The sequence below is a fragment of the Amycolatopsis sp. MJM2582 genome (assembly GCF_000754115.1).
Lineage (GTDB): Bacteria > Actinomycetota > Actinomycetes > Mycobacteriales > Pseudonocardiaceae > Amycolatopsis > Amycolatopsis japonica.
Map to the genome: position 1 here is coordinate 309,836 of NZ_JPLW01000006.1, position 18,852 is coordinate 328,687.

The 18,852-nt window shown below is 70.1% G+C and carries 17 protein-coding genes; 12 read left to right on the forward strand and 5 right to left on the reverse strand.

Annotated elements, in window-relative coordinates:
* Positions 1-12: 12 nt before the first annotated feature.
* The gene (locus ED92_RS32715; RefSeq protein ID WP_037345073.1) at positions 13-831 is read right to left on the reverse strand and encodes a sugar phosphate isomerase/epimerase; all 819 of its coding nucleotides are present in this window, start codon (positions 829-831) and stop codon (positions 13-15) included.
* The gene (locus tag ED92_RS32720) at positions 821-1,840 is read right to left on the reverse strand and encodes a Gfo/Idh/MocA family oxidoreductase (protein ID WP_037345074.1); all 1,020 of its coding nucleotides are present in this window, start codon (positions 1,838-1,840) and stop codon (positions 821-823) included. Before ED92_RS32720 ends, ED92_RS32715 begins: the two co-directional genes overlap by 11 nt.
* 182 nt (positions 1,841-2,022) lie before the next feature.
* Here ED92_RS32720 and ED92_RS32725 point away from each other — a divergent pair, with 182 nt between their 5' ends.
* Genes ED92_RS32725 through ED92_RS32765 form a run of 9 tightly spaced genes read left to right on the forward strand, consistent with a single transcriptional unit; the run spans position 2,023 to position 12,250 of the window.
* Positions 2,023-3,156 (forward strand): DegT/DnrJ/EryC1/StrS aminotransferase family protein, encoded by a 1,134-nt coding sequence (locus ED92_RS32725; protein WP_037345754.1) that lies wholly within the window; start codon positions 2,023-2,025, stop codon positions 3,154-3,156.
* Complete coding sequence (locus ED92_RS32730; RefSeq protein ID WP_037345075.1) at positions 3,153-4,274, forward strand: DegT/DnrJ/EryC1/StrS aminotransferase family protein; 1,122 nt, start codon at positions 3,153-3,155, stop codon at positions 4,272-4,274. The genes ED92_RS32725 and ED92_RS32730 overlap by 4 nt, the downstream gene beginning before the upstream one ends.
* Entirely contained in the window at positions 4,274-4,915 is a 642-nt protein-coding gene (locus ED92_RS32735; RefSeq protein WP_037345076.1) for a class I SAM-dependent methyltransferase, read from the forward strand. Before ED92_RS32730 ends, ED92_RS32735 begins: the two co-directional genes overlap by 1 nt.
* Entirely contained in the window at positions 4,912-5,835 is a 924-nt protein-coding gene (locus ED92_RS32740; RefSeq protein ID WP_037345077.1) for a UbiA family prenyltransferase, read from the forward strand. The genes ED92_RS32735 and ED92_RS32740 overlap by 4 nt, the downstream gene beginning before the upstream one ends.
* Entirely contained in the window at positions 5,832-7,124 is a 1,293-nt protein-coding gene (locus ED92_RS32745; RefSeq protein WP_037345078.1) for an NAD(P)/FAD-dependent oxidoreductase, read from the forward strand. The genes ED92_RS32740 and ED92_RS32745 overlap by 4 nt, the downstream gene beginning before the upstream one ends.
* Positions 7,121-8,614 (forward strand): class I adenylate-forming enzyme family protein, encoded by a 1,494-nt coding sequence (locus tag ED92_RS32750; RefSeq protein ID WP_200882773.1) that lies wholly within the window; start codon positions 7,121-7,123, stop codon positions 8,612-8,614. Before ED92_RS32745 ends, ED92_RS32750 begins: the two co-directional genes overlap by 4 nt.
* The gene (locus ED92_RS32755; protein WP_037345080.1) at positions 8,605-9,396 is read left to right on the forward strand and encodes a class I SAM-dependent methyltransferase; all 792 of its coding nucleotides are present in this window, start codon (positions 8,605-8,607) and stop codon (positions 9,394-9,396) included. The genes ED92_RS32750 and ED92_RS32755 overlap by 10 nt, the downstream gene beginning before the upstream one ends.
* A complete protein-coding gene (locus tag ED92_RS32760) occupies positions 9,393-10,766 on the forward strand; it encodes a CoA transferase (RefSeq protein WP_037345082.1) in 1,374 nt (457 codons plus the stop codon). Before ED92_RS32755 ends, ED92_RS32760 begins: the two co-directional genes overlap by 4 nt.
* Complete coding sequence (locus tag ED92_RS32765; protein WP_037345083.1) at positions 10,763-12,250, forward strand: class I adenylate-forming enzyme family protein; 1,488 nt, start codon at positions 10,763-10,765, stop codon at positions 12,248-12,250. Before ED92_RS32760 ends, ED92_RS32765 begins: the two co-directional genes overlap by 4 nt.
* A gap of 14 nt (positions 12,251-12,264) precedes the next feature.
* Here ED92_RS32765 and ED92_RS32770 read toward each other — a convergent pair whose 3' ends face one another.
* On the reverse strand, positions 12,265-13,086 hold the full coding sequence (locus tag ED92_RS32770) for a trypsin-like serine protease (protein WP_037345085.1): 822 nt from the start codon (positions 13,084-13,086) through the stop codon (positions 12,265-12,267).
* Between the two features lie 210 nt (positions 13,087-13,296).
* Between ED92_RS32770 and ED92_RS32775 the strand changes: the two genes are divergently transcribed.
* The 3 genes from ED92_RS32775 to ED92_RS32785 are packed head-to-tail and all read left to right on the forward strand — an operon-like array spanning position 13,297 to position 15,418.
* Positions 13,297-13,986 carry a helix-turn-helix domain-containing protein gene (locus tag ED92_RS32775; RefSeq protein WP_235213418.1) on the forward strand — a complete coding sequence of 230 codons (690 nt, stop codon included), beginning with the start codon at positions 13,297-13,299 and terminating at the stop codon, positions 13,984-13,986.
* A gap of 38 nt (positions 13,987-14,024) precedes the next feature.
* Positions 14,025-14,435 carry a VOC family protein gene (locus tag ED92_RS32780; protein WP_037345088.1) on the forward strand — a complete coding sequence of 137 codons (411 nt, stop codon included), beginning with the start codon at positions 14,025-14,027 and terminating at the stop codon, positions 14,433-14,435.
* 5 nt (positions 14,436-14,440) lie between these two features.
* Positions 14,441-15,418, forward strand: coding sequence for an RNA polymerase subunit sigma-70 (locus tag ED92_RS32785; RefSeq protein WP_037345091.1), 978 nt, complete (start codon positions 14,441-14,443; stop codon positions 15,416-15,418).
* A gap of 39 nt (positions 15,419-15,457) precedes the next feature.
* Here the strand turns inward: ED92_RS32785 and ED92_RS32790 are convergent, their stop codons facing one another.
* Positions 15,458-16,042 carry a dihydrofolate reductase family protein gene (locus ED92_RS32790; RefSeq protein ID WP_037345092.1) on the reverse strand — a complete coding sequence of 195 codons (585 nt, stop codon included), beginning with the start codon at positions 16,040-16,042 and terminating at the stop codon, positions 15,458-15,460.
* A 168-nt stretch (positions 16,043-16,210) separates the two neighbouring features.
* On the reverse strand, positions 16,211-18,739 hold the full coding sequence (locus ED92_RS32795; protein WP_037345094.1) for a tetratricopeptide repeat protein: 2,529 nt from the start codon (positions 18,737-18,739) through the stop codon (positions 16,211-16,213).
* Positions 18,740-18,852: the final 113 nt, after the last annotated feature.

The following is an 18,852-nucleotide window of genomic DNA, read 5'->3' on the forward strand; positions in this document are numbered from 1 at the left end:
GATCCCCGGGCCTCATCGGAGGAGCTCGGCCATCGCCCGGCCCGCGGCGACGAACGCGGCTGCCGCGCCATCGGCCAGTACCCCTTGTTCGTGCGGTACGAGCGCGAGATGCGGCTCCAGCGACCAGGCGCCCTGATATCCGTTGGCTCGCAAGAGTTTCACGCAGTCGGCGACCCGCGCGGCGCCTTGTCCGGGGAGCGTGAAGCCACGTTCGTCGGCGTCCTTGACGTGCACGTGCTCGACGTGACCGACGATATCGGCGAGCAGATCGAACCCGTCGTAGCCGTGGGCGACGCCGTTGCCGGTGTCGAACAACAGCTTCAGCGCCGGGCTCGCGACTTCGTCCAGCAGGTCGAGCATGCGCTCGGCCCGCCTGCCCGCCCAGCCCGAACAGTTCTCGTGGAGCAGCGTCACCCCCTGCCTCTCGGCCCGCTCGGCGAGCACGGCGATCCGCTCGATGGCCAGCGCGCGCCAGGAGCGATCGCTCAGCCCGTCGTGGGGATAGGACATGATCCTCACGTAGCCGGTGCCGATCGCCCGCGCCCGCCGGGCGAGCACGTCGAGTTCTTCGAGGTCGTGCCTGAAATCGGTACCGGCGGGACGGGCCCAGCCACCGATCCGGGAGGCCAGGCAGACCACGCGCACGCCGCTGTCCGACAGAGCGGTCGCGACGGCGTCGAACCGCTCGTCGGTGAGGTCTGCGACGGCCTCCCGGTCGACCGTGCGCAGTTCGATCGCCTTCCAGCCCAGTTCGTCGAGCACCGAGAGCTGGCCACCGATGTCGTACGCCGCCTCGTCCGTGATGCCGGCGAGCACCGGGTCAGCCGGCATGGGACGCCACCGCGTCGGGTTCGGGGCTGGTGACCGGTTCCGCGCAGATGTTCTTGGCCACCGACAGCAGCCGCACCACCTCGGTGGCGAAGATGAAGCCCTGCGTCTGCTCCCCGCCCAGCTGGAACTTCCGGTAGGCCTCGAACATCCACTCCGTCATCGCGTCGTCCCGGAGGACGACGTGCTCGGACCGGCCGTTCGAACGCAGCGTCAACTGCGAGTGATGGTCGTCGCCGCTCACCGCGAAATGCCCGACCGCGCTGCCCTGCTCGAACTCGACGGTGACCCGTCGCTCGCGGACCGGGGAGGTGAGATCCGAGCGGATCTCCGTGTGGACACCCGAGTTGTGCCGGAGGCCGACGGCGGCCCCGCCCATCCGCGGGCCGACGTTGCCCTCGACCTCGAGATCGGTTCCGGACGCGTGGGTGACCCGGGCGGCGCCCGCGAGCCGCAGCGCGAGCGCGACACCATGCGGCAGCTCGACGTCGAAGGCGGTCGGGTGCCCGGGCCGCACGAGCGACCGGCGGAATCTCGGCTTGTTCTGCACGACGTCGATCGACTTCGCGGCGCCGAACCGGCCACCGCGGAGCAGCTCGACCAGCCGCTTCGTGAGGCTGCTGGCGAGCCAGGGTTCGACCACCTCGATGTGCAGTTTGTACTTGCGGCGCAAGCGGACGATCCGGGCGAGGTCATCGATGTCGGTCGTGAGGGGCTTCTCCACGATCATCTTGCGAAAGCCCAGTGCGGCGAGATCGGAGAGCACCGCCAGACGCTGGGTCGGTGGCGTGCAGATGTGCACGATCGTGTCGGCGGGGCAGAGCCCGTCGGCCGCCTCGTGGAGGGTCGGCGCGACCACCAGACCCGGCCGGGAGACGACGGTCTCCCTCGGTTCGCAGGCCACGACGGGATGGTCGTCGAAGAGCTTCGGGGTCCGTTCACGGAGTTTGGCCAAGACGGGGAGATGCAGACCCGCGCCTGCCCGGCCGAGTCCCACGACGAATGATCGCACTGGCGAGCTCGCTCCTCGAGTTCCGCAATCAGGAAATCCATTTCGAAACTGACATCGTCAAGATCAACTGTCAACAGTTCGGCCACGGGTTGACCAGGAAGTGCGAACGTGGGCGGACGGCCGGATTGCCTGTCCTACGCTCGGAAACGGTTCCTACGCCACCGGAGGTGGGTACGCTGTCGGTGTCTTTCTTCAATCAATCGGCCACATTCGAGCGGACGTGGGCCGGCACCAGGCGACATATTCTCGACGTCGTCGAAAATGGCAAGTATTCGCACGGTGCCAAGGTGGCCGAACTCGAGTCCGCGCTGGCGGAGTACACCGGCGCGAGGTTCGTCGTCGGGGTGAACAGCGGAACGGACGCGCTCGTCCTCCTGCTGAGGGCGGCGGGTCTGAAGCCCGGCGAGGAGGTGGTCGTCCCCGCCTTCTCCTTCGGGGCGTCGGCGACCTCGGTCGTGCTCGCGGGCGGCACGCCGGTCTTCGCCGACATCGAGGCGGACGGGTACGGCATCGACCCCGCCGCGGTGGCGGACGCCGCCGGGGAGCGCACCCGGTTCGTCATGCCGACGCATTTGTTCTCGCGGCTCGCGGACATCGACGGCGTGCTTCGCGTCGCGCGACGCCTCGACCTCACGGTGATTGAGGACAGCGCGGAGGCCATCGGCATGCGTCACCGCGGCACGCACGCCGGCCTGTTCGGCGCGGGCGGGGTGCTGTCGTTCTTCCCGACGAAGACACTGGGCGCGCTCGGAGACGCCGGCGCCGTGCTCACCGACGACGCCCGGATCGCCGCGACCGCCGACGCGCTCCGCCACCACGGCCGCTTCGGCGTCACGATCGCCGACTTCCCCGCGATCTCGACGGCGACCGGCCTGCCCGGTGTGAACAGCAAGATGGACGACATCCAGGCCGCCATACTCCTCTCGAAGCTCACCACGCTCGACAGTGACATCGCCCGGCGCGCGGAACTGGCGTCCCGGTACAGCGAAGCGCTCGCGGGAGTGGCGGGTGTGCGCAAGCTGCCGGAGCACCGGCCGGGCGGCGTGTTCTACGTCTACGTGGTCGAGGTCGACGCGCGGGACGACCTGGCGGCGTATCTGTCGGCGGTGGGGGTGGAGACCGAGATCTACTACCCGACCCCGCTTCATCTGCAACCCTGCTTCGACGGCCTCGGCTATCGGAAGGGTGAATTCCCGAACGCCGAGCGCGCCTGCCGTCACACGCTCGCGCTACCGCTGTATCCGGACATGCCCGCCGGGGACTGCTACCGGGTCTGCGAAGCGATCCGCGACTTCTACCACGGGCGGCGAGGATGACCCTCCCGTTCTTCCCGACGGATCTGTTCGACGACGACCGTGCCGAACTGCTGGACATCGTCCATCGCGTCGGTCTCGCACCCGAGCAGAAATTCATCCTCGGCGAGCGCACGGCCCGGTTCGAAGCGGCCATCCGTGACTCGGTCGGCGCCGAGGACGCGGTCGCTTGCGGCAGCGGAACCTCGGCGCTGACGCTGGTCCTGCGCGCGATGGACGTCGGCGCCGGGGACGAGGTGATCGTGCCCGCCTTCGGCTGCGCTCCGCTCGCGGCCGCGCCGGCCCTGCTCGGCGCGACGCCGGTGTTCGCCGACATCGACCCGTGGACGATGGTCGCCGATCCCGCCGCGGTCGCCCGGCTGGTCACGCCGCGCACCAAGGTGATCATGCCGGCGCACATGTTCTCGGTCATGGCGGATATGCCGGAGTTGCGCCGGATCGCCACCGAAGCGGGTGCCCGGTTGCTGGAGGACTCCGCGGTCGCCCAGGGCGGGATGCTCGCGGGCACCCCCGCCGGGATGTGGGGCGACGCCGGTGTGTACTCGTTCGTGCAGGTCAAGACGTTCGGTATGCCGGGCGAAGGCGGAATGGTCGTCACCCGCGACGCCGGGCTCGGCTCGACGGTGCGGATGCTGCGCAACCACGGCCAGGACGGCAAGTCCAGGTTCGTGTATCACCGGATCGGCTACAACAGCCGGTTCGACGAGATCATGGCGGAATTCCAGCTGTACCGGCTCCCGACGTTGCCCCGGCGGCTGAGGCGCCGGGCACGGATCGGCGAGTACTACACCGAACGCTTCACCGAACTGGCGGGCTGCGGTGTGCTCGCGCCGCCTCCCGCCCGTGATGGACGGTGCTACTACGTCTATTCGCTCCTCTGCGAGCGCAGGGACGAACTCCGTGAGCACCTCGCGGAGCGAGGCATCGGCTCACACGTCTACTACCCGGCGCCGTTGCCGAGGCAACCCGCGTTCGCTCCCTACACCCGGCCGGGCGATGCCTGGCCCGCGGCGGAACTGGCCGCGCGGCGGACGCTGGCCATCCCGATCTACCCGCATCTGACGGACGGGCAGGTGGAACGCATCGCGGACGCGGTGTGCCGATTCGCGAAGGAGTCGTGATGCAGCAGGTTACCCGCACCCCCGCGCCGAGCGAGGTCGCCGACGAATGGCGCAAACGCGCGGAGCGGGCCGGGCTGACCCGGGTCATGCGCGCCTCCCAGCCCGCCGAACTCGCGGCGGGGACGACCGCCCGCACCATCCGGCTCGTCACGGGGTTCCTGGAGTCGCTCGGCGACGTGGGATCCGCGCTGGAGATCGGCTGCGGGATGGGCAGGCTCACGCCGTCGATCGCGGCGCACGCGCGTGCGGTGACGGCGATCGACATGACCCCGCGCATGCTCGCGCTGGCCAGGGAGAACTGCGCGCATCTGTCCACAGTGGACTTCGTGCGCACGACCGTCCAGCGGCTTCCCTGGCAGGACAAGCGGTTCGACGTCGCCGTTTGCGTGTGGGTGCTGATGCACGTCCTGGACGACGACGAGATCGCCGACGCCTGCCGGGCGATCGCCGCGGCGGCACGGCATCTCGTCCTGATCGAATACGAGGAAGCGGAAATCCCGGTCGGCCGGTTCTCCAGATTGCGGACCGTGGAGGAGTACTTGGCCCTGCTCCCCGGTGCCCGTCTGCTCGACCGACGTGAGCTGGACTACGGCGGCGACCGGTCGTTCGTCGCGTCGATCGCCTTGGACGACCCGCGATGACCACCCTCGCCGTCACTCGCGGCAAAGCGTATTTCAGGCTCGCGAAGCTCGACATCGTCGACTACTACCTCGGCGTGGTCGTGGTGTGGACGTTGCTGGCGCCGATGTCGAGGTTCGACCCGGGGGTCTTGGCGACCGTCGGGGTGTTCCTGCTCGGCGAAGTGTTCGTGATCGCGGCGATGGTCGCGCTGGACGATCTCACGGGTTACCGGGACGGCAGCGACATCACGAACTACTCGCCGGACGACGCGCGGCGCAAGCGATACCGGAAGCCACTGGTCGCCGGAACGCTGAACGAGAACCAGGTGCTGCGGTTCGCGTGGGCGACCGGTGTCGTCGGCGCGGCACTGTGGCTCGCGGCCATCGCGATCGCGCCCTATCGTCCTCTGTGGACGGTCGTGCTGATCGTGGTCACCTACTTCTTCTCGTTGCAGTACTCGTGGGGAGTGAAGCTCAGCTACCACGGCTTCCAGGAGTTCTTCATCGCCGCTCTCGGCTGGGCGCTGGTCCTCGCGCCGTACGGCCTCGCGACCGGCGAGTTCACCGGGTTCGCGCTCGCCCAGGCACTGCTCTTCGGCCTGGGGCCGCTGCTGTTCGGCGTCTACTCCAACACCAACGACGTCGACGGCGACCGCCGGGTCGGCAGGCCGACGGTGGCCGCCTTGACCTCGGTGCGGGGCAACATGTTCTTCGTGATCGGCGTGTCGGCGGCCGAACTCGCGCTGATCCTCGCCGTCCCCGCTCTCGGCGGCCCGTGGTGGTTCCCTCTCGCGCTCGTACCCACGATCGTGTCCCGCGGGTGGCAGCTGTGGCTCGGGTTCGCGCTGGGGGACATCCTGCGGGCGCGGATGCTCGGCATCCGGATCCACCGGCTCACCGTGCTGACGCTCGTCCTGGTGAACCTGGTGGTGATCACGTGACCGACGTCGACGTGGCGGTGGTGGGCGCGGGTGTCGCCGGGCTCACCACGGCGTACCAGCTGGGCAAGGCGGGGCGTGAGGCGCGGGTTTTCGAGGCGGCCGATGTGGTCGGCGGCCGGATGACGACCCTGCGCGAGGATGGCTACCTGATCGACACCTGTGCCGAGCAGATGGCCGAGCGGGGTTACGACGAGACCTGGCGGCTGCTGGCGGAGCTGGGGGTCGGGCCCAGCGCGGCGCCCCCGATCGGACGCGGCATCGCGATGTGGCGCGGCAAGGCCAGGTCCGGCGTCGCGCAGACGCGGGGGTTGGTCACCGGAGCCGGGTTGTCCCTCCGGGCGCGTTGGGACGCGGCGCGGCTGATCAGGGGCACGTTCGACACCGAACGTCCGGAGAGTTCGAGGCTGGGCGGGGCGACCGTCGCGGAGTTCGCCGCACCGCATCACCCGGACCTGATGCGGTACCTGCTGCAGCCCATCGTCTCCGGTTTCTTCGGCTGGGATCCGGCCCGGTCCGCGGCGGCGCCCTTGCTCGCGCTGCTCACGGCGGTGGGGCCACCGCCGACCTGGCGGGCGTATCGCGACGGCATGGACACCTTCGCCCGTGCCCTCGCCGCGGAAACGGACGTCACCACGGGGTTCCCCGTCGATGAGGTCGTGGACGACGGTTCCTCGGCGCGCCTTTTGAGCGGTACGCGGGAGATCAGCGCGCGAGCGGTCGTGCTGGCCGTCCCCGCCCCGGTGGCGGCCAGGCTCCACCAGGGGCACGGCTCGGCCTTTCTCCGCGAGTGTTCGTTCACGCCGGTGGTCAAGGCGCACCTGCTTCTCGATCGCCCGCTCGGTGGTCCCGACTACGCCTTGGTGGTGCCGACCGCCGAGAACGGCACGGTGTCCACGGTCATCTTCGACCATTTGAAGCATCCCGGCCGCGCGCCGGAGGGCCGGGGGCTGGTCACGCTCATGGCCCATCCGGCCGTGGTGCCGGAGCTGCTGGACGCCTCCGACGAGGACGTCGCGAGCCGGTTGACCGCCACCGCCGAACCGCTCGTTCCCGGTCTGCGGTCGGCGACCCGCCGCGCGATCGTCCGGCGGGTACGCCACGCGTTGCCCGAAGCGACGCCTCGGGCGCTGGCCCTGCGTGCCGGGTTCGAGTCGGGGCTCGGTCGTGGAGTCGTCGACTACGCGGGTGACTGGGTGTTCCTGAGCCCGTGCAGCGAGTCGGCCGTCCGCTCCGGTCTGCGGGCGGCGCGACGGCTGGCCCCTCGCCCGGCGAAGGAAAGGGTCCGATGAAGCCGCACGACATGGGCACGTTGTTCGACGAGTGCGCGAACAACCGGACGTGGGTGTATCTCGACCGGCCGTTCGACATCGCTCCGGAGCGCGGGACGGCGTACCAGGTCGCCGGGCTCGCCCGCCTGGTGCGGGACGCCGCGGGATGGTTGTCCGAATCCGGGGTGAAGTCGGGGGACCGCGTGGCCATCGTCAAACGCGGCCACTGGGACTACGACCTGCTCGCCTGCGCCGCGGTCCGGATCGGAGCCGTGCCGGCGAAGGTGTCCGGACTGCTGCCGGACGACACCGTGCAGCTCCTGCTGCGCCGTCTCGGCCCGGCGGTGCTGGTCACCGACCGGCCTTCCCTGCGGGCGGACCGGATCCTGCGCGTCGAGGACTTCGCCGCCGCGCCACCGCCCGCGGTGCACCGGAGGCACGCCGACGAGCCGCTGCTCATCTGTCACACCTCGGGGACGACCGGGACGCCGAAGCTGGTGGTCCACACGACCCGGACGATCATCGACCGGCTGGCGCGTCCGGAGGCGATCCGCTGGCCCGTCCTCGGTCTCCGGCGCGACGACGTGCTGGCCAACGCCAGCGCGTACGCGCACGGCCGGACCTTCTGCTGGACGGCGTCGGCATTGTGCCTCGCGCCGCGGGAGATCGTGATCCTGAGCGATCCCTCCTCGGCGCCGTCGATGTTCGGGCGTCATCGGCCGACCGTCATCGAAGCCCTTCCGTCGGCGTACGCGCGCTGGCGGCCACTCGCGAACTCGCCGGAGAACCCGTTCCTCCGGGTGCGGAGGTTCGTCAGCACCTACGACGCCGTGCACCCACCGGTGATCCGGACGATGCTCCACGCCAGTGGCCGGAAGTGTCCACTGTGGATGCAAGGTTGGGGCCAGTCGGAGACGGGACCGCTGTCGTTCCGGTTCTTCACCAGACGTACCGCGCACACCACCCGTGATCTCGGCAGGCCGTTTCCGGGTCTCGCTCGGCTGCGGGTCGTCGACCCGGAGACCGCCGAACCGGTGCCGCGGGGCACCGCCGGGCTGTTGCTGGCCCGCACGCGTGCGCGATGCGTGGCGTACGTGGGGGAGCAGGACCGATGGGAGGCCAAGGTGCACGGGCGGTGGTGGAACACCGGCGATCTCGGCGTGGTGGACCGCGGCGGCGCGGTGACGCTGCTCGATCGCGAGGTCGACAGCGTGCCGGGGATGAGCTGCCTCGCGGTGGAGGACGCGATCGAAGACCGCCTCCCGGCCATCTCCGAATGCGTGCTGCTCTCCGCGGCCGGGTGCGCGCCGATCCCGGTCGTCGTGACCGACGACGGGCTGGACGCGGAGGAGTGGCGGAAGGCGGTGCTCGACCTGCCGCCGCTGGGGGAGCCCGTGGTGCTCTCGTGGGACGAAGTGCCGAGAACCGGGACAGGCAAGGTACGGCGCCTGGAACTGCTGGCACGGCTGACCGGCACGGCCGCGACGCACGGTTCGGGAAGGTGGACGTGAGCACGGCCTACGCGTTCGACAACGACAGCGGGCACGCCGTCGAGCAGCATCGCTGTCTCTCCGCGGCGTACGACCCGGTCACCTTCACGCGGCTGGCGGGGACCGGTGTCGGGGCCGGCTGGTCTTGTCTCGAGGTCGGCGCGGGTGGCAGCGGTGTGGCCCAGTGGCTCGCCGCCAGAGTGGCGCCGACCGGCACGGTGCTGGCGACCGACATCAAACCCCACCACATCGCGCCCGCGCCGGGGCTGACCGTCCTCCGGCACGACGTCGTCCACGATCCCTTGCCCCAGGCGGAGTTCGACCTCGTCCACACCCGGTTGGTGTTGCAGCATCTGCCCGAGCGGGAGGCCGTACTCCGTAAGCTCGTCCGCGCGCTGAAACCGGGTGGGTGGATGCAGATCGACGAGTTCGACATCTCCTACGGCCCGGTCCTGCTGGCGCCCGACGCGAGGGCCGCGAATCTTTACGAGACTTTCCTGTCGGCCAAGGAAAAAGCGTTCTTCACGGCGGGCGGGGACGGCACGTGGGGACGTCGCGCGGCCGCGTCCATGGTCGCGGCCGGGCTGGTCGACGTCGATCCGGTGCCGTCGGTCTTCCCGTGGCGGGCCGGATCACCCGGTCTGGAGTTGCTGATCCACCACACACATCACCTGCGGGACCGGCTGGTCGCCGCGGGCATGACCGACGCCGAACTCGCCGAAGTGCGGGCGGTCATGCGGGATCCGGGATTCCGGGCGTCGTCGTGTGTCGTGTACTCGGTGCGGGGCAGGCGGCCCGCATGATCACCGCGCTGGACACGGTGACGGTGGCCGGGCCGGTCGATCTGCCGCTGGCCGGCGAGCTCGACGTCCAAGCCGCCTGCGGCATCATGCATGTGCACGGCCGGAGCCTCGGCGAACCGACCCGGCTCGGTCTCGACTACGCGTCCATCCTCGCGGCCGAGCTCTCCGCGCTGGGCGCCGTCTCCCTGAAGCTGGCGCGTGGCCGGGGGATCCCGTTGCGCGGTGTGTCGACTTCCTTGGCACAGGCGGCGTTGCTGGCGATATCGCAGTATCTCGCGGCGGCGACCACCGAGGACGAGCATCGGGAGCCGTTCGTTCCCGGCGGGCCGCCCTTCCACTCGGCCGACGGTGTTGCGTTCGAGATCGAAACCCTCGAACCGGCGGTCTGGCAACGGTTCTGGACGACGCTCGAGGTCGATACGCGAGCGATTTCGAGTGGCTGGCATCCGTTCCTGCACCGCTTCGCGACCGCGACTTGCCCTCTGCCGCCGCGGCTGTGGGAGGCCCTTGCCGCACGACCGATCGGAGAGCTCGAGCGGGTCGCCCTTCTGACGGGCATGACGCTGGTGCGGATGGCGAAGGAGCCGCTCGACCGGGCTCCCGCGTTCGTCGTGAGCGGGGAGGGCCGCGGCTACCGTCCGGTGCGGGCGGTGGAGCCGCTTCCGTTGTCCGGCTTGGTCGTACTCGAATCCTGCCGCCGGGTCCAGGGCCCGCTCGCGGGTCATCTGTTGCGTCTCCTCGGCGCGACGGTGCTGAGGATCGAGCCGCCGGGCGGTGATCCGCTGCGGTGGGTACCGCCGATCGCCGGCCACACCTCGGCCCGGTTCCGCGCGCTCAACGACGGCAAGGAGGTCGTCGAAATCGACCTGAACACCCCGGACGGGAGGCGGCACCTGCTCGAACTCGCCGCCGGGGCCGACGTGTTCCTGCACAACTGGGCACCGGGCAAGGCGGAGCGGTGGTCGTTGAGCGCACTCGATCTCGCGCGGGCGCGGCCGGGGATCCTGTACGCGCACGCGTCGGGCTGGGGGACGGAACTGGGGCCGGAACCACCGGTGGGCACGGATTTCGTCGTCCAGGCTTACGCCGGGGTTCCGCCGTCGCTGATGACGATCGTCGACGTCTTCGGCGGAATCGTGTGCGCGCATGGGATCGTGACGGGCCTGGCGCAAGGTGCGACGCGGGTCGCGTCGTCACTCCTTTCCGCGGCGTACCGGCTCAACGCGGGCGCCGGCCGTCGATGTGACCGCCTGCTGTCGGTGCCGGTGTGCGACGACCTGTCCGCACTCGCCGCGGATCCACGCTTCTCCCGCGCCCTCATCCAGGCCGATTGCGCGCTGGTCGCGTCGCCGTGGGAATTCACATCATGATCTGGGTGTCGGAGACCGGGGTCGTTCTGCGTGACCTCGTGCCCGCCGGGGTTCGCCGCGAATGGGTCCGATGTGGACACTGTCCCGACCGCGATCTGTATTCGCTGTTCCGCGACCGGGTGCGCGAACATCCGCTTCGCACGGCCGTGATCGACGACGAGGGCGCGCTCGACTACACGACGCTGGATGTCGCGGTGCGGGCGATGGCCGCCCGGTTGGCGGCCGCCGGATGCGGCTCGGCGGACATCGTCGGAGTGCGGGAACCCGACGGACGGGACGCGGTGGTCGCGGAACTGGCGATCCTCGCGCTCGGCGCCGTGGTCTTGCCCCTGCCGCGCGGGGCGGACGGCTTGCTCGAACGCGCGGGCGTCCGGTTCGTCATCGAGGGCGGAAGGGTGTCGGGTTCGTCGAAGCCGGGCCACATCGCCGACGTCCATCCGGATGCTCCGGCCCGGATCCTGGTGTCGTCCGGCTCGGAATCGGAACCGAAAATGGTCGCGTACTCGCACAACGCCTTCGCCGGCGGCCGGGCCAACTACGTCCGTGCCGTCCACGGCGAGACCGCGGTGCCGCGAGACCTGGTCCTCGTCTCATCGACTTCGGGCTTCGGCTCATTCGGTGTCGCTGTGACCCTGTGCCGCCTCGGCGGCACGCTGATCTTGACCCGCCGGTTCGACGCCGGTGTGGCCCTCCGGCTGATCGCCGAGCACCGGCCGACCCACGTGTTCGGTGTGCCCGCGATGTGGCGGCGCATGGTCGAGCACCCCGCGGATGTGGACGCCTCCGGGCTCGTGGCCATCGTGTCGAGCGGCGACACCCTGCCGGCTTCGACGCGCGCCGCCTGTCTCCGGCGGTTCGGCGTGGAGATGATCGACATCTACGGCTCTTCGGACGGGGTCAACTGCCATACGACGATGCCGGAAAACGGTGTCGGGGTCCCGGATCCCGCCGTATGCGAAATACGTCTCGTCGACGGCGAGATCTGCGCGCGAGGCCCGATGACACCGCTGTGCTACGTGGGCGCGCCCGAACTGGACGCGGCGTACCGGCTCGACGGGGGCTGGGTGCGGACGGGGGACAACGGCCGGTTCGACGACCAGGGCAGGCTCCACGTCACCGGCAGGCGGAAACGGGTGGTGATCCGCGGCGGGTACACCATCAGCCCGGCCGAGGTGGAACTCGCGCTGGGGGAGCATCCCGCGATCAGCGAGGTCGCCTGTGTTCCGGTACCGGACAGCGTTCTGGGGGAAAGGCTTTGTGCGTGTGTGTCTGTCCGTAATGGACACTCGCCGGGGTTGCCCGAGTTGAAGACGTTCCTTGCCGCCAGGGGGCTCGCCGGTGCGAAGATGCCGGAGTTCTTGATCGCGCTTCCTGAGTTGCCGCTGGGGCGTACGGGGAAGGTCTGTCATCGCACGTTGACCGAGATCGCGGGGAGGATTGGGGACGTTCGACGTTCCCAATCCTCCCCACTCAGCCCACCATAGGACCCGACGAACGGTCAGCGCTGCCCGTGGATGGTCCGGTGGATCCACCCGGCGTAGGCGGGCACGCTGGTGTAGAGACCGGGACCGTTGGCGCACGGCACGTCATCGTCACCGGGGCCGGAGGTGACGCCGATCAGCTCCCATCGGCCACCCCAGCCGCGCTGGACCTGCGGTCCGCCGGAGTCGCCCATGCACGCCATCGCGCCGCGCTTGCGGCTCACCGTGCACAGCCGGGTCGAGTCCGCGTAACCGGGCGAGCATTCGGACACGGCGCCGATGCGGGTGTCGAGTTGCTGGAGCCGTTCGGGGAACACGACCTTTTCCAAGTCGGCGGTGTCGACCGTGGTGCCGAAGCCCATCAAGCGGGTCGGCGTGCCAGGACGGCCGGGACGGTCGGCGATGCGGATGGGCCGTTCGGAGACCGGGCGGTCCAGGCGCACCAGCGCGATGTCGTTCTTGTTCGGCGCGCCCGGCTGGTAGCCCGGGTGGCGGACCCAGCGGTCGATCGTGCGGACGGTACCGCCGGACGTCCGCCGCTCGCTGCCGATGCGTACGGTGCCCTCCGGCCTGGCCGGGTTGTTGTCCGGGTCGACGCAGTGTGCCGCGGTCACCACCCACTGTGGATGCACCAGCACCGCCCCGCAGACGCCCTTGGCGTTGTTCATTTCGGGCACGACCTCCGGGATCGAGGCCATGAATTCGTAGCGCTCGGTGGAGTTCTTGCCGTTCACCACGGCGCCGGCGCTGCCGGGCACCGCGATCGCGCAGAACACTCCCGCCAGCGTGACAGCGGCGGCACGGACCAGGTTGCGGCGTAGGGTCGCCACCTTCGACATGCTTTTCCTTTGTTCGAGGACTTCGGATCGATCAAGTCCAGCTTCGTCGTCCGTCGCGCCAGGGACCATCGGGCCAGCCCCCCGAACCGCGGTGGTGGCGGCGTGACGCCGGCCGGTAGCGCTGGTACCACCTGTGGCTCGGAACGCGGTGCTAGCTTCTTGCCCGTGAGCCTTGATGGCGTCGAGCAGCGACCGTCCGATTCTCCCTACGTGGAGCGGATTTACCGTGCCGGTCAGGCCGCCGCGGGGCCGTCGCGGATGCGGTCCATCGCGAACTCGAACTGGGAGCTCGTGGTGTGGCGCGACCGGGGTGAGACGCACGTGGCGGTGCGCGGCCCCGAGACGGGTCCCACGGTGCTGGACCTGGGCCCGGGACAGGGCGAAACGCTCGGGATCATCTTCCGCCACGGTGCGTACCTCGCGCCGATGCCGGTTTCGGAACTGGTCGACACCGCCGTGACGAGTTCGCACACCACGGCCCGTTCGTTCGTCCTGCAGGGCGAGGAGTGGGAAACCCCGGGCTACGACAACGCCGACGTCTTCGTCGATCGCCTGGTCCGTGCCGGATTGCTGATCCGCGACCCACTGGTCACCGACGTGCTCCGCGGCGAAGTGCCCACTTTGGTCACCCCGCGGTCGGTGCAGCGGAGGGTGGCCGCGGCGACCGGGCTGACCCAGGGCGCGATCCGGCAGATCGAGCGGGCGAGGCAGGCCGTGATGCTGCTGGGGCAGGGGATGGCCGCGATCGAGGTCGTGCAGCGGGTCGGGTATCACGACCAGCCGCATCTGGCCCGCTCGCTGACACGGTTCACCGGTCGCACGGCCACCCAGCTCAAGCGCGCGAGCGAAGACGAGGTGCTGTCGCTTCTGTACAAGACCGAGGTCGCGGTGCACCCGTAGGTTTCGTGGTGACACACGGACCTACTGGAGGACAAGTCATGGCCATCACGCAGATCTACGTCAACCTGCCGGTCGCCGACCTCGAAGCGAGCACGAAGATGTACACGGCGATGGGCGGCACGGTGAACCCAGATTTCAGCGGTGACACCTCGGTCCAGGTGGCGCTCGCCGACACGATCCTGGTGCAGCTGATGACGCGCGAGACGTTCGCGTCGTTCACCAAGCGACCCCTGACGGACGGTCCGATCGAGGTGATCAACGCGTTGGCCGCCGGGTCGCGCGAAGAGGTCGACGGTCTGGTCGAGGCGGCACTGGCCGCGGGCGCCACCGAACCGCGCGCGGCCCAGGACATGGGCTGGCTGTACAACCGAGCCATCGACGACCTGGACGGCCACAGCTGGGAACTGCTGGCTTACGACCCGGCCGCCATGGACGACGGGCAGAATTGACGACCATGACCGACGCCCGGCCGCTCGACACGGACGCGGCCACGTTCCTCGAGGTGGTCCGCTCCGGCGATCCCGCGCGGTTCGCGCTCGTCACGGAGCGCCACCGGCGTGAGCTGCAGGTGCACTGCTACCGGATGCTCGCGAACTACGAGGACGCCCAGGACCTGACGCAGGAGACGTTCCTGCGGGCGTGGCACAAGCGGGAGTCGTTCAAGGGCCACGCCGCGCTGCGGACCTGGCTCTACCGGATCGCGACGAACGCCTGCCTCGATTTCCTGGAGAAGCGCAAGGACCGCACCTTGGAGGACTCCGAGGTGCTGTACCTGCAGCCGTATCCCGACCGGATGCTCCCCGAGGATCCGCAGGAATCGGTGGTGGCGCGGGAGACGATCGAGCTGGCGTTCATCGTCGCCGTCCAGCACCTGCCGCCTCGGCAACGGGCGGTGTTCGTCCTTCGGGACGTCCTCGGTTGGCCGGCGTCGAAGACGGCCGACACCCTCGAACTGACCGTCGCGTCGGTGACGAGCGCCTTGCAGCGGGCGCGCGTGACGATGCGCGGGCGGCTGCCCGACCGCCGTCTCGACTGGCGGGGCGCGGAGCTGTCGAAGGACGAACGTGGCGTGGTGAAGGCGTACATCGAGGCTCATGAGCGCAACGACCTCGACGGGCTGGCGGCCTTGCTGCGCGAAGACCTGCGCTTCGTGATGCTGCCCGAGGCGGGCACCACGACCACGACGGCCAAGGACGCGGTGGACGGCTGGGTCTCCGGCGGGCTCTTCCGGCGCGGCCACGACGACTGGCGCGGTATCGCCACGACGGTCAACCGCATGCCGGCCGCCGCGCTGTACCTGCGCACCCCCGAAGACCCGGAACACCGGCTGTTCGCCATCGCGGTCCTGCGTGTCGCCGACGGGAAGATCGCCGAGCTCACCGGCTTCGACGCCACCGGCAAGCCCTGGCTGGGCCTGCCGCCGACCCTGTGATCGTCCAGGCGCGACACATCGGGCCCGACCCAGGTTCCCTTAGCGCCTCGTCTCGTAGCGGGTCAGCACCACGCCGCCGGGAAACGTCCGGGTCTCCATCAGGGTCAGGTTCACCCAGCCGTCCAGCGCGGTGAAGAACGGCGTGCCGCCGCCGACCATGACCGGTGCGGTGACCAGCACGTACTCGTCGATCAGCCCGGCCCGCATGGCCGCCCCGGCGAGGGTCGCGCCGCCGATGTCCATCGGGCCGCCGTCCCCGGCCTTGAGCCGGGTGATCTCGGTGACCGCGTCGCCGGTGACCAGTCGGGTGTTCCAGTCGACCGCGTCTGTGGTCGAGGAGAACACCACCTTCGGCATGTCGCGCCAGCGGCGGGCGTACTCGATTACCGCCGGGGTGGCGCCGGGCTGCCGGTCGGCGGTCGGCCAGTGGGAACTCATCGCGGTCCACAGCTTGCGCCCGTACAGCGCCAGGGTCGTCGCGGCGACCCGGTCGGACCACCACCGGAACAGCTCGTCGCCCGGCGACGAATCCGGTCCGTCGCCTCCGCTCCAGCCGAGGTCGTCGCCGGGCGCGGCGATGTAGCCGTCCAGGGTCACGTTCATGGCAAAGGTCAGTTTCCGCACGTCAGCCTCCAGTGAGTCGATCTCACCCGTACAGACGGTCGCGGTGCGGGAAACTGATCGGTCCGGTCGCGCTGAGCCGCGTTGTACCCGCTGAGGTACATGAAGGCCCCCTTCCTGTACGTAGGCGCAAGGAAGGGGGCCTTCAGGTACTTGGCACCTGGGCCGCCGTCAAAGGACGGCCGAACCCGCGACCCGCTCACGGACCTCGGCGGCCTCCGGCACCCCCATCTCGGTGAACGCGGCGTGCGCGGTCTTTCGGTGCCGCCGCGCGGCGACCGGATCACCGTCGGCGAACAGCGCGTCGGCGAGTCCGCTTTGGGCCCTGGCCAGTTCGTAGCGGCTGTCCGCCGCGGTCGCCGATTCGATCGCCTGCCGCAGGCATCGCACCGCTTCGCCTGCCCGCCCGGCGGAAAGCAGAGTGGCCGCCATGTCGGTGCTCGCGGCCAGGAATCCTTCCCGGCTGCCGAGCTCCGTGGCCAGCTCGATGGCCTGCCGGTGATGCGCCAGCGCCTCGTCGGTCCGCCCCGCGGCGACCAGCAGGACACCGAGGTGGTTGAGCACCTTGCCCTCGTCGGCCCGGTTGTGCGTCTGCCTCGCCACGTCGAGAGCCTGTTCGTAACAGGCCCAGGCGTCGGCGTCCTTTCCCAGATACCAGAACGTGGTGCCGAGACCGTCGAGCGTGCGGCATTCACAGAGGCGGTCACCGCCCGCCCTGGTCGCATCGAGGGCCTGGGACAGATGATCGACCGCGGCGGAATGATTTCCCAGCCGCATTTCGGCGATGCCGATATTGCACAACTGCCGTGCCCGGAACGACTCGTTGTTCTTCGCGACGGCGAATTCCATGGCGCGCCGGAAACAGGGCAGCGCGGCGCGGAAATCACCGAGACCGGCCAACAACAGGCCGACGTTGCCCGAGAGGTTGACGACGTAATCGGATTCACCGGCGGCGTCGAACTCTTCGATCGCCTCCTGCAGGACGGCGAGTGATTCGGCGGTGTCCCCCCGTTGCCAATGGGTCATGGCGAGCCCGTTCAGCACGTGCCCCCGGGTGACCCCGGTGGCGACCCGCGCGGCGTCGCCGAACAGGGCGAGCGCGTCGCTCACGTGCACGCGGGCCTCGAAATAGCTCGTCATCACGCACGCGAGGCGCGTCACGTGCTCGTCACGTCCTTCGCTCAACGCCCAGCCGGACGCGACGATCAGGTTGACCCGTTCGGCGTCCAGCCATGCCATCGCCTCGTCCGCCCCGTCGAACACGAGGGCCTGCGCCGCGGGGGTGGGCAGGTCCTGCCACCGCTCCGCTTCATGCGGGTAACACGTGACGAGCGCGGCGCGGGTGGTGGCCAGCTGGAAGTCGAGCAGCCGTCCCACCGCGGCCCGGCGAACGCGGGCCTGGACGCTCTCCCGGACGCGTTTCTCGGCGAACACCCGGACCAGGTCGTGCAGTTCGAACCGGGACCCGCGGGCGGTGACCACGTTGGCCGCCACCAGATCGTCGAGTTGCCGCCGGACGACGTCGATCCCGGCGCCTGCCAGCGCCGCCGCCGCGTGGTCGTCGAAATCGCGTCCCGGGTACATCGCGAGCAGGCCGAGCAACGCCCGGTCCGGCTCGGCCAGCTCGTCGTACGACGTGCGCAACGCGACTTCGACGCCGTCGTCCAGCCGCAGCATGGTCCGCAGATCGGCGAGGCGGTCCCGATGGTCGGCCATCGTCCACTCGTCCGAGGCGGCCAGCCGCCGGGTCACCAGCGCGAGGGCCAGCGGTAACCGGCCGACCAGTTCGATGATGTCGGCCGCTTCGCCCCGCTCCGCGTCGACACGTTCGTCGCCGATTCCGTCGCGGAGCAACTCGACCGATTCTTCCGGTGTGAACACGTCGAGTGCCACGTGCCGGGCCTCGGTCAGCTCGACCAGGCGGCGCCTGCTGGTGACCAGCACCAGACAGGACGGAACGGCGGGCAGCAACGGCAGCACCTGGTCGACCGACGCCGCGTTGTCCAGCAGGATCAGCGCGCGCCGTCCGTCGAGCAGCCGCCGGAACAGCGCGCTCCGGCCGGCGAGGGTGAGACAGCCGATCTCGCTGCCGGACGCCCCGAGCCGGCGCAGGAAACCTTCGAGCACCGCGGCCGGGTCGGCGGCCGGACGATCCGCGTCGAAGCCGCGCAGATTCACCACCAGCCGCACGTCGGCGAACCGGCCCTGCTCGCCCCAGAGCCGCGCGACCTCGACGGCGAACCGGGTCTTGCCGACCCCGGCCATTCCGGAGATCGCACACACACCGGCGTCCTCCGGCTCGGCCTCCAGCACCTGGCGCAGCTGTGCTTGCCTGCCGACGAACCGGCCGGTCCCGGCGGGAAGGTGATCGGCCACGCTGATCACGGCCGCCTCGGTGGCGTCTCCGGTGATCACCCGGTGCGCCTGCCGCCATTCCGCGGCGACGTCCATGCCGAGCAACACGGCCGCGATGTCGACGACCAGTTCGACGTCCAGCCGTTTGCGCCCGGGCAGCAAGCACCGATAGACGGTGTTGTAGGCGGGAAGGTCGGCCGTCCCGCGGGCCGTGCGCAGGCGCCGCACCCGCCGGTGCAGTTCCCGGTGGGTCAGCCCCGCCCAGGCCAAGGCCTGCCTCAGCCGCTGGGAGAGCTCGTCGTACGACCGAGCTCCGACCGGACTCGGGCGCTGTTCCTCCGTCACGGGAACCCCCTGGACACGCGAACCGAATGCCGGTCGACCCTAGTCGAGGAGCAACGGCGATGGGCCGGATCGGCGAACTCGATGGCCGGCGATCTCTTCCATTCGGACAGTGC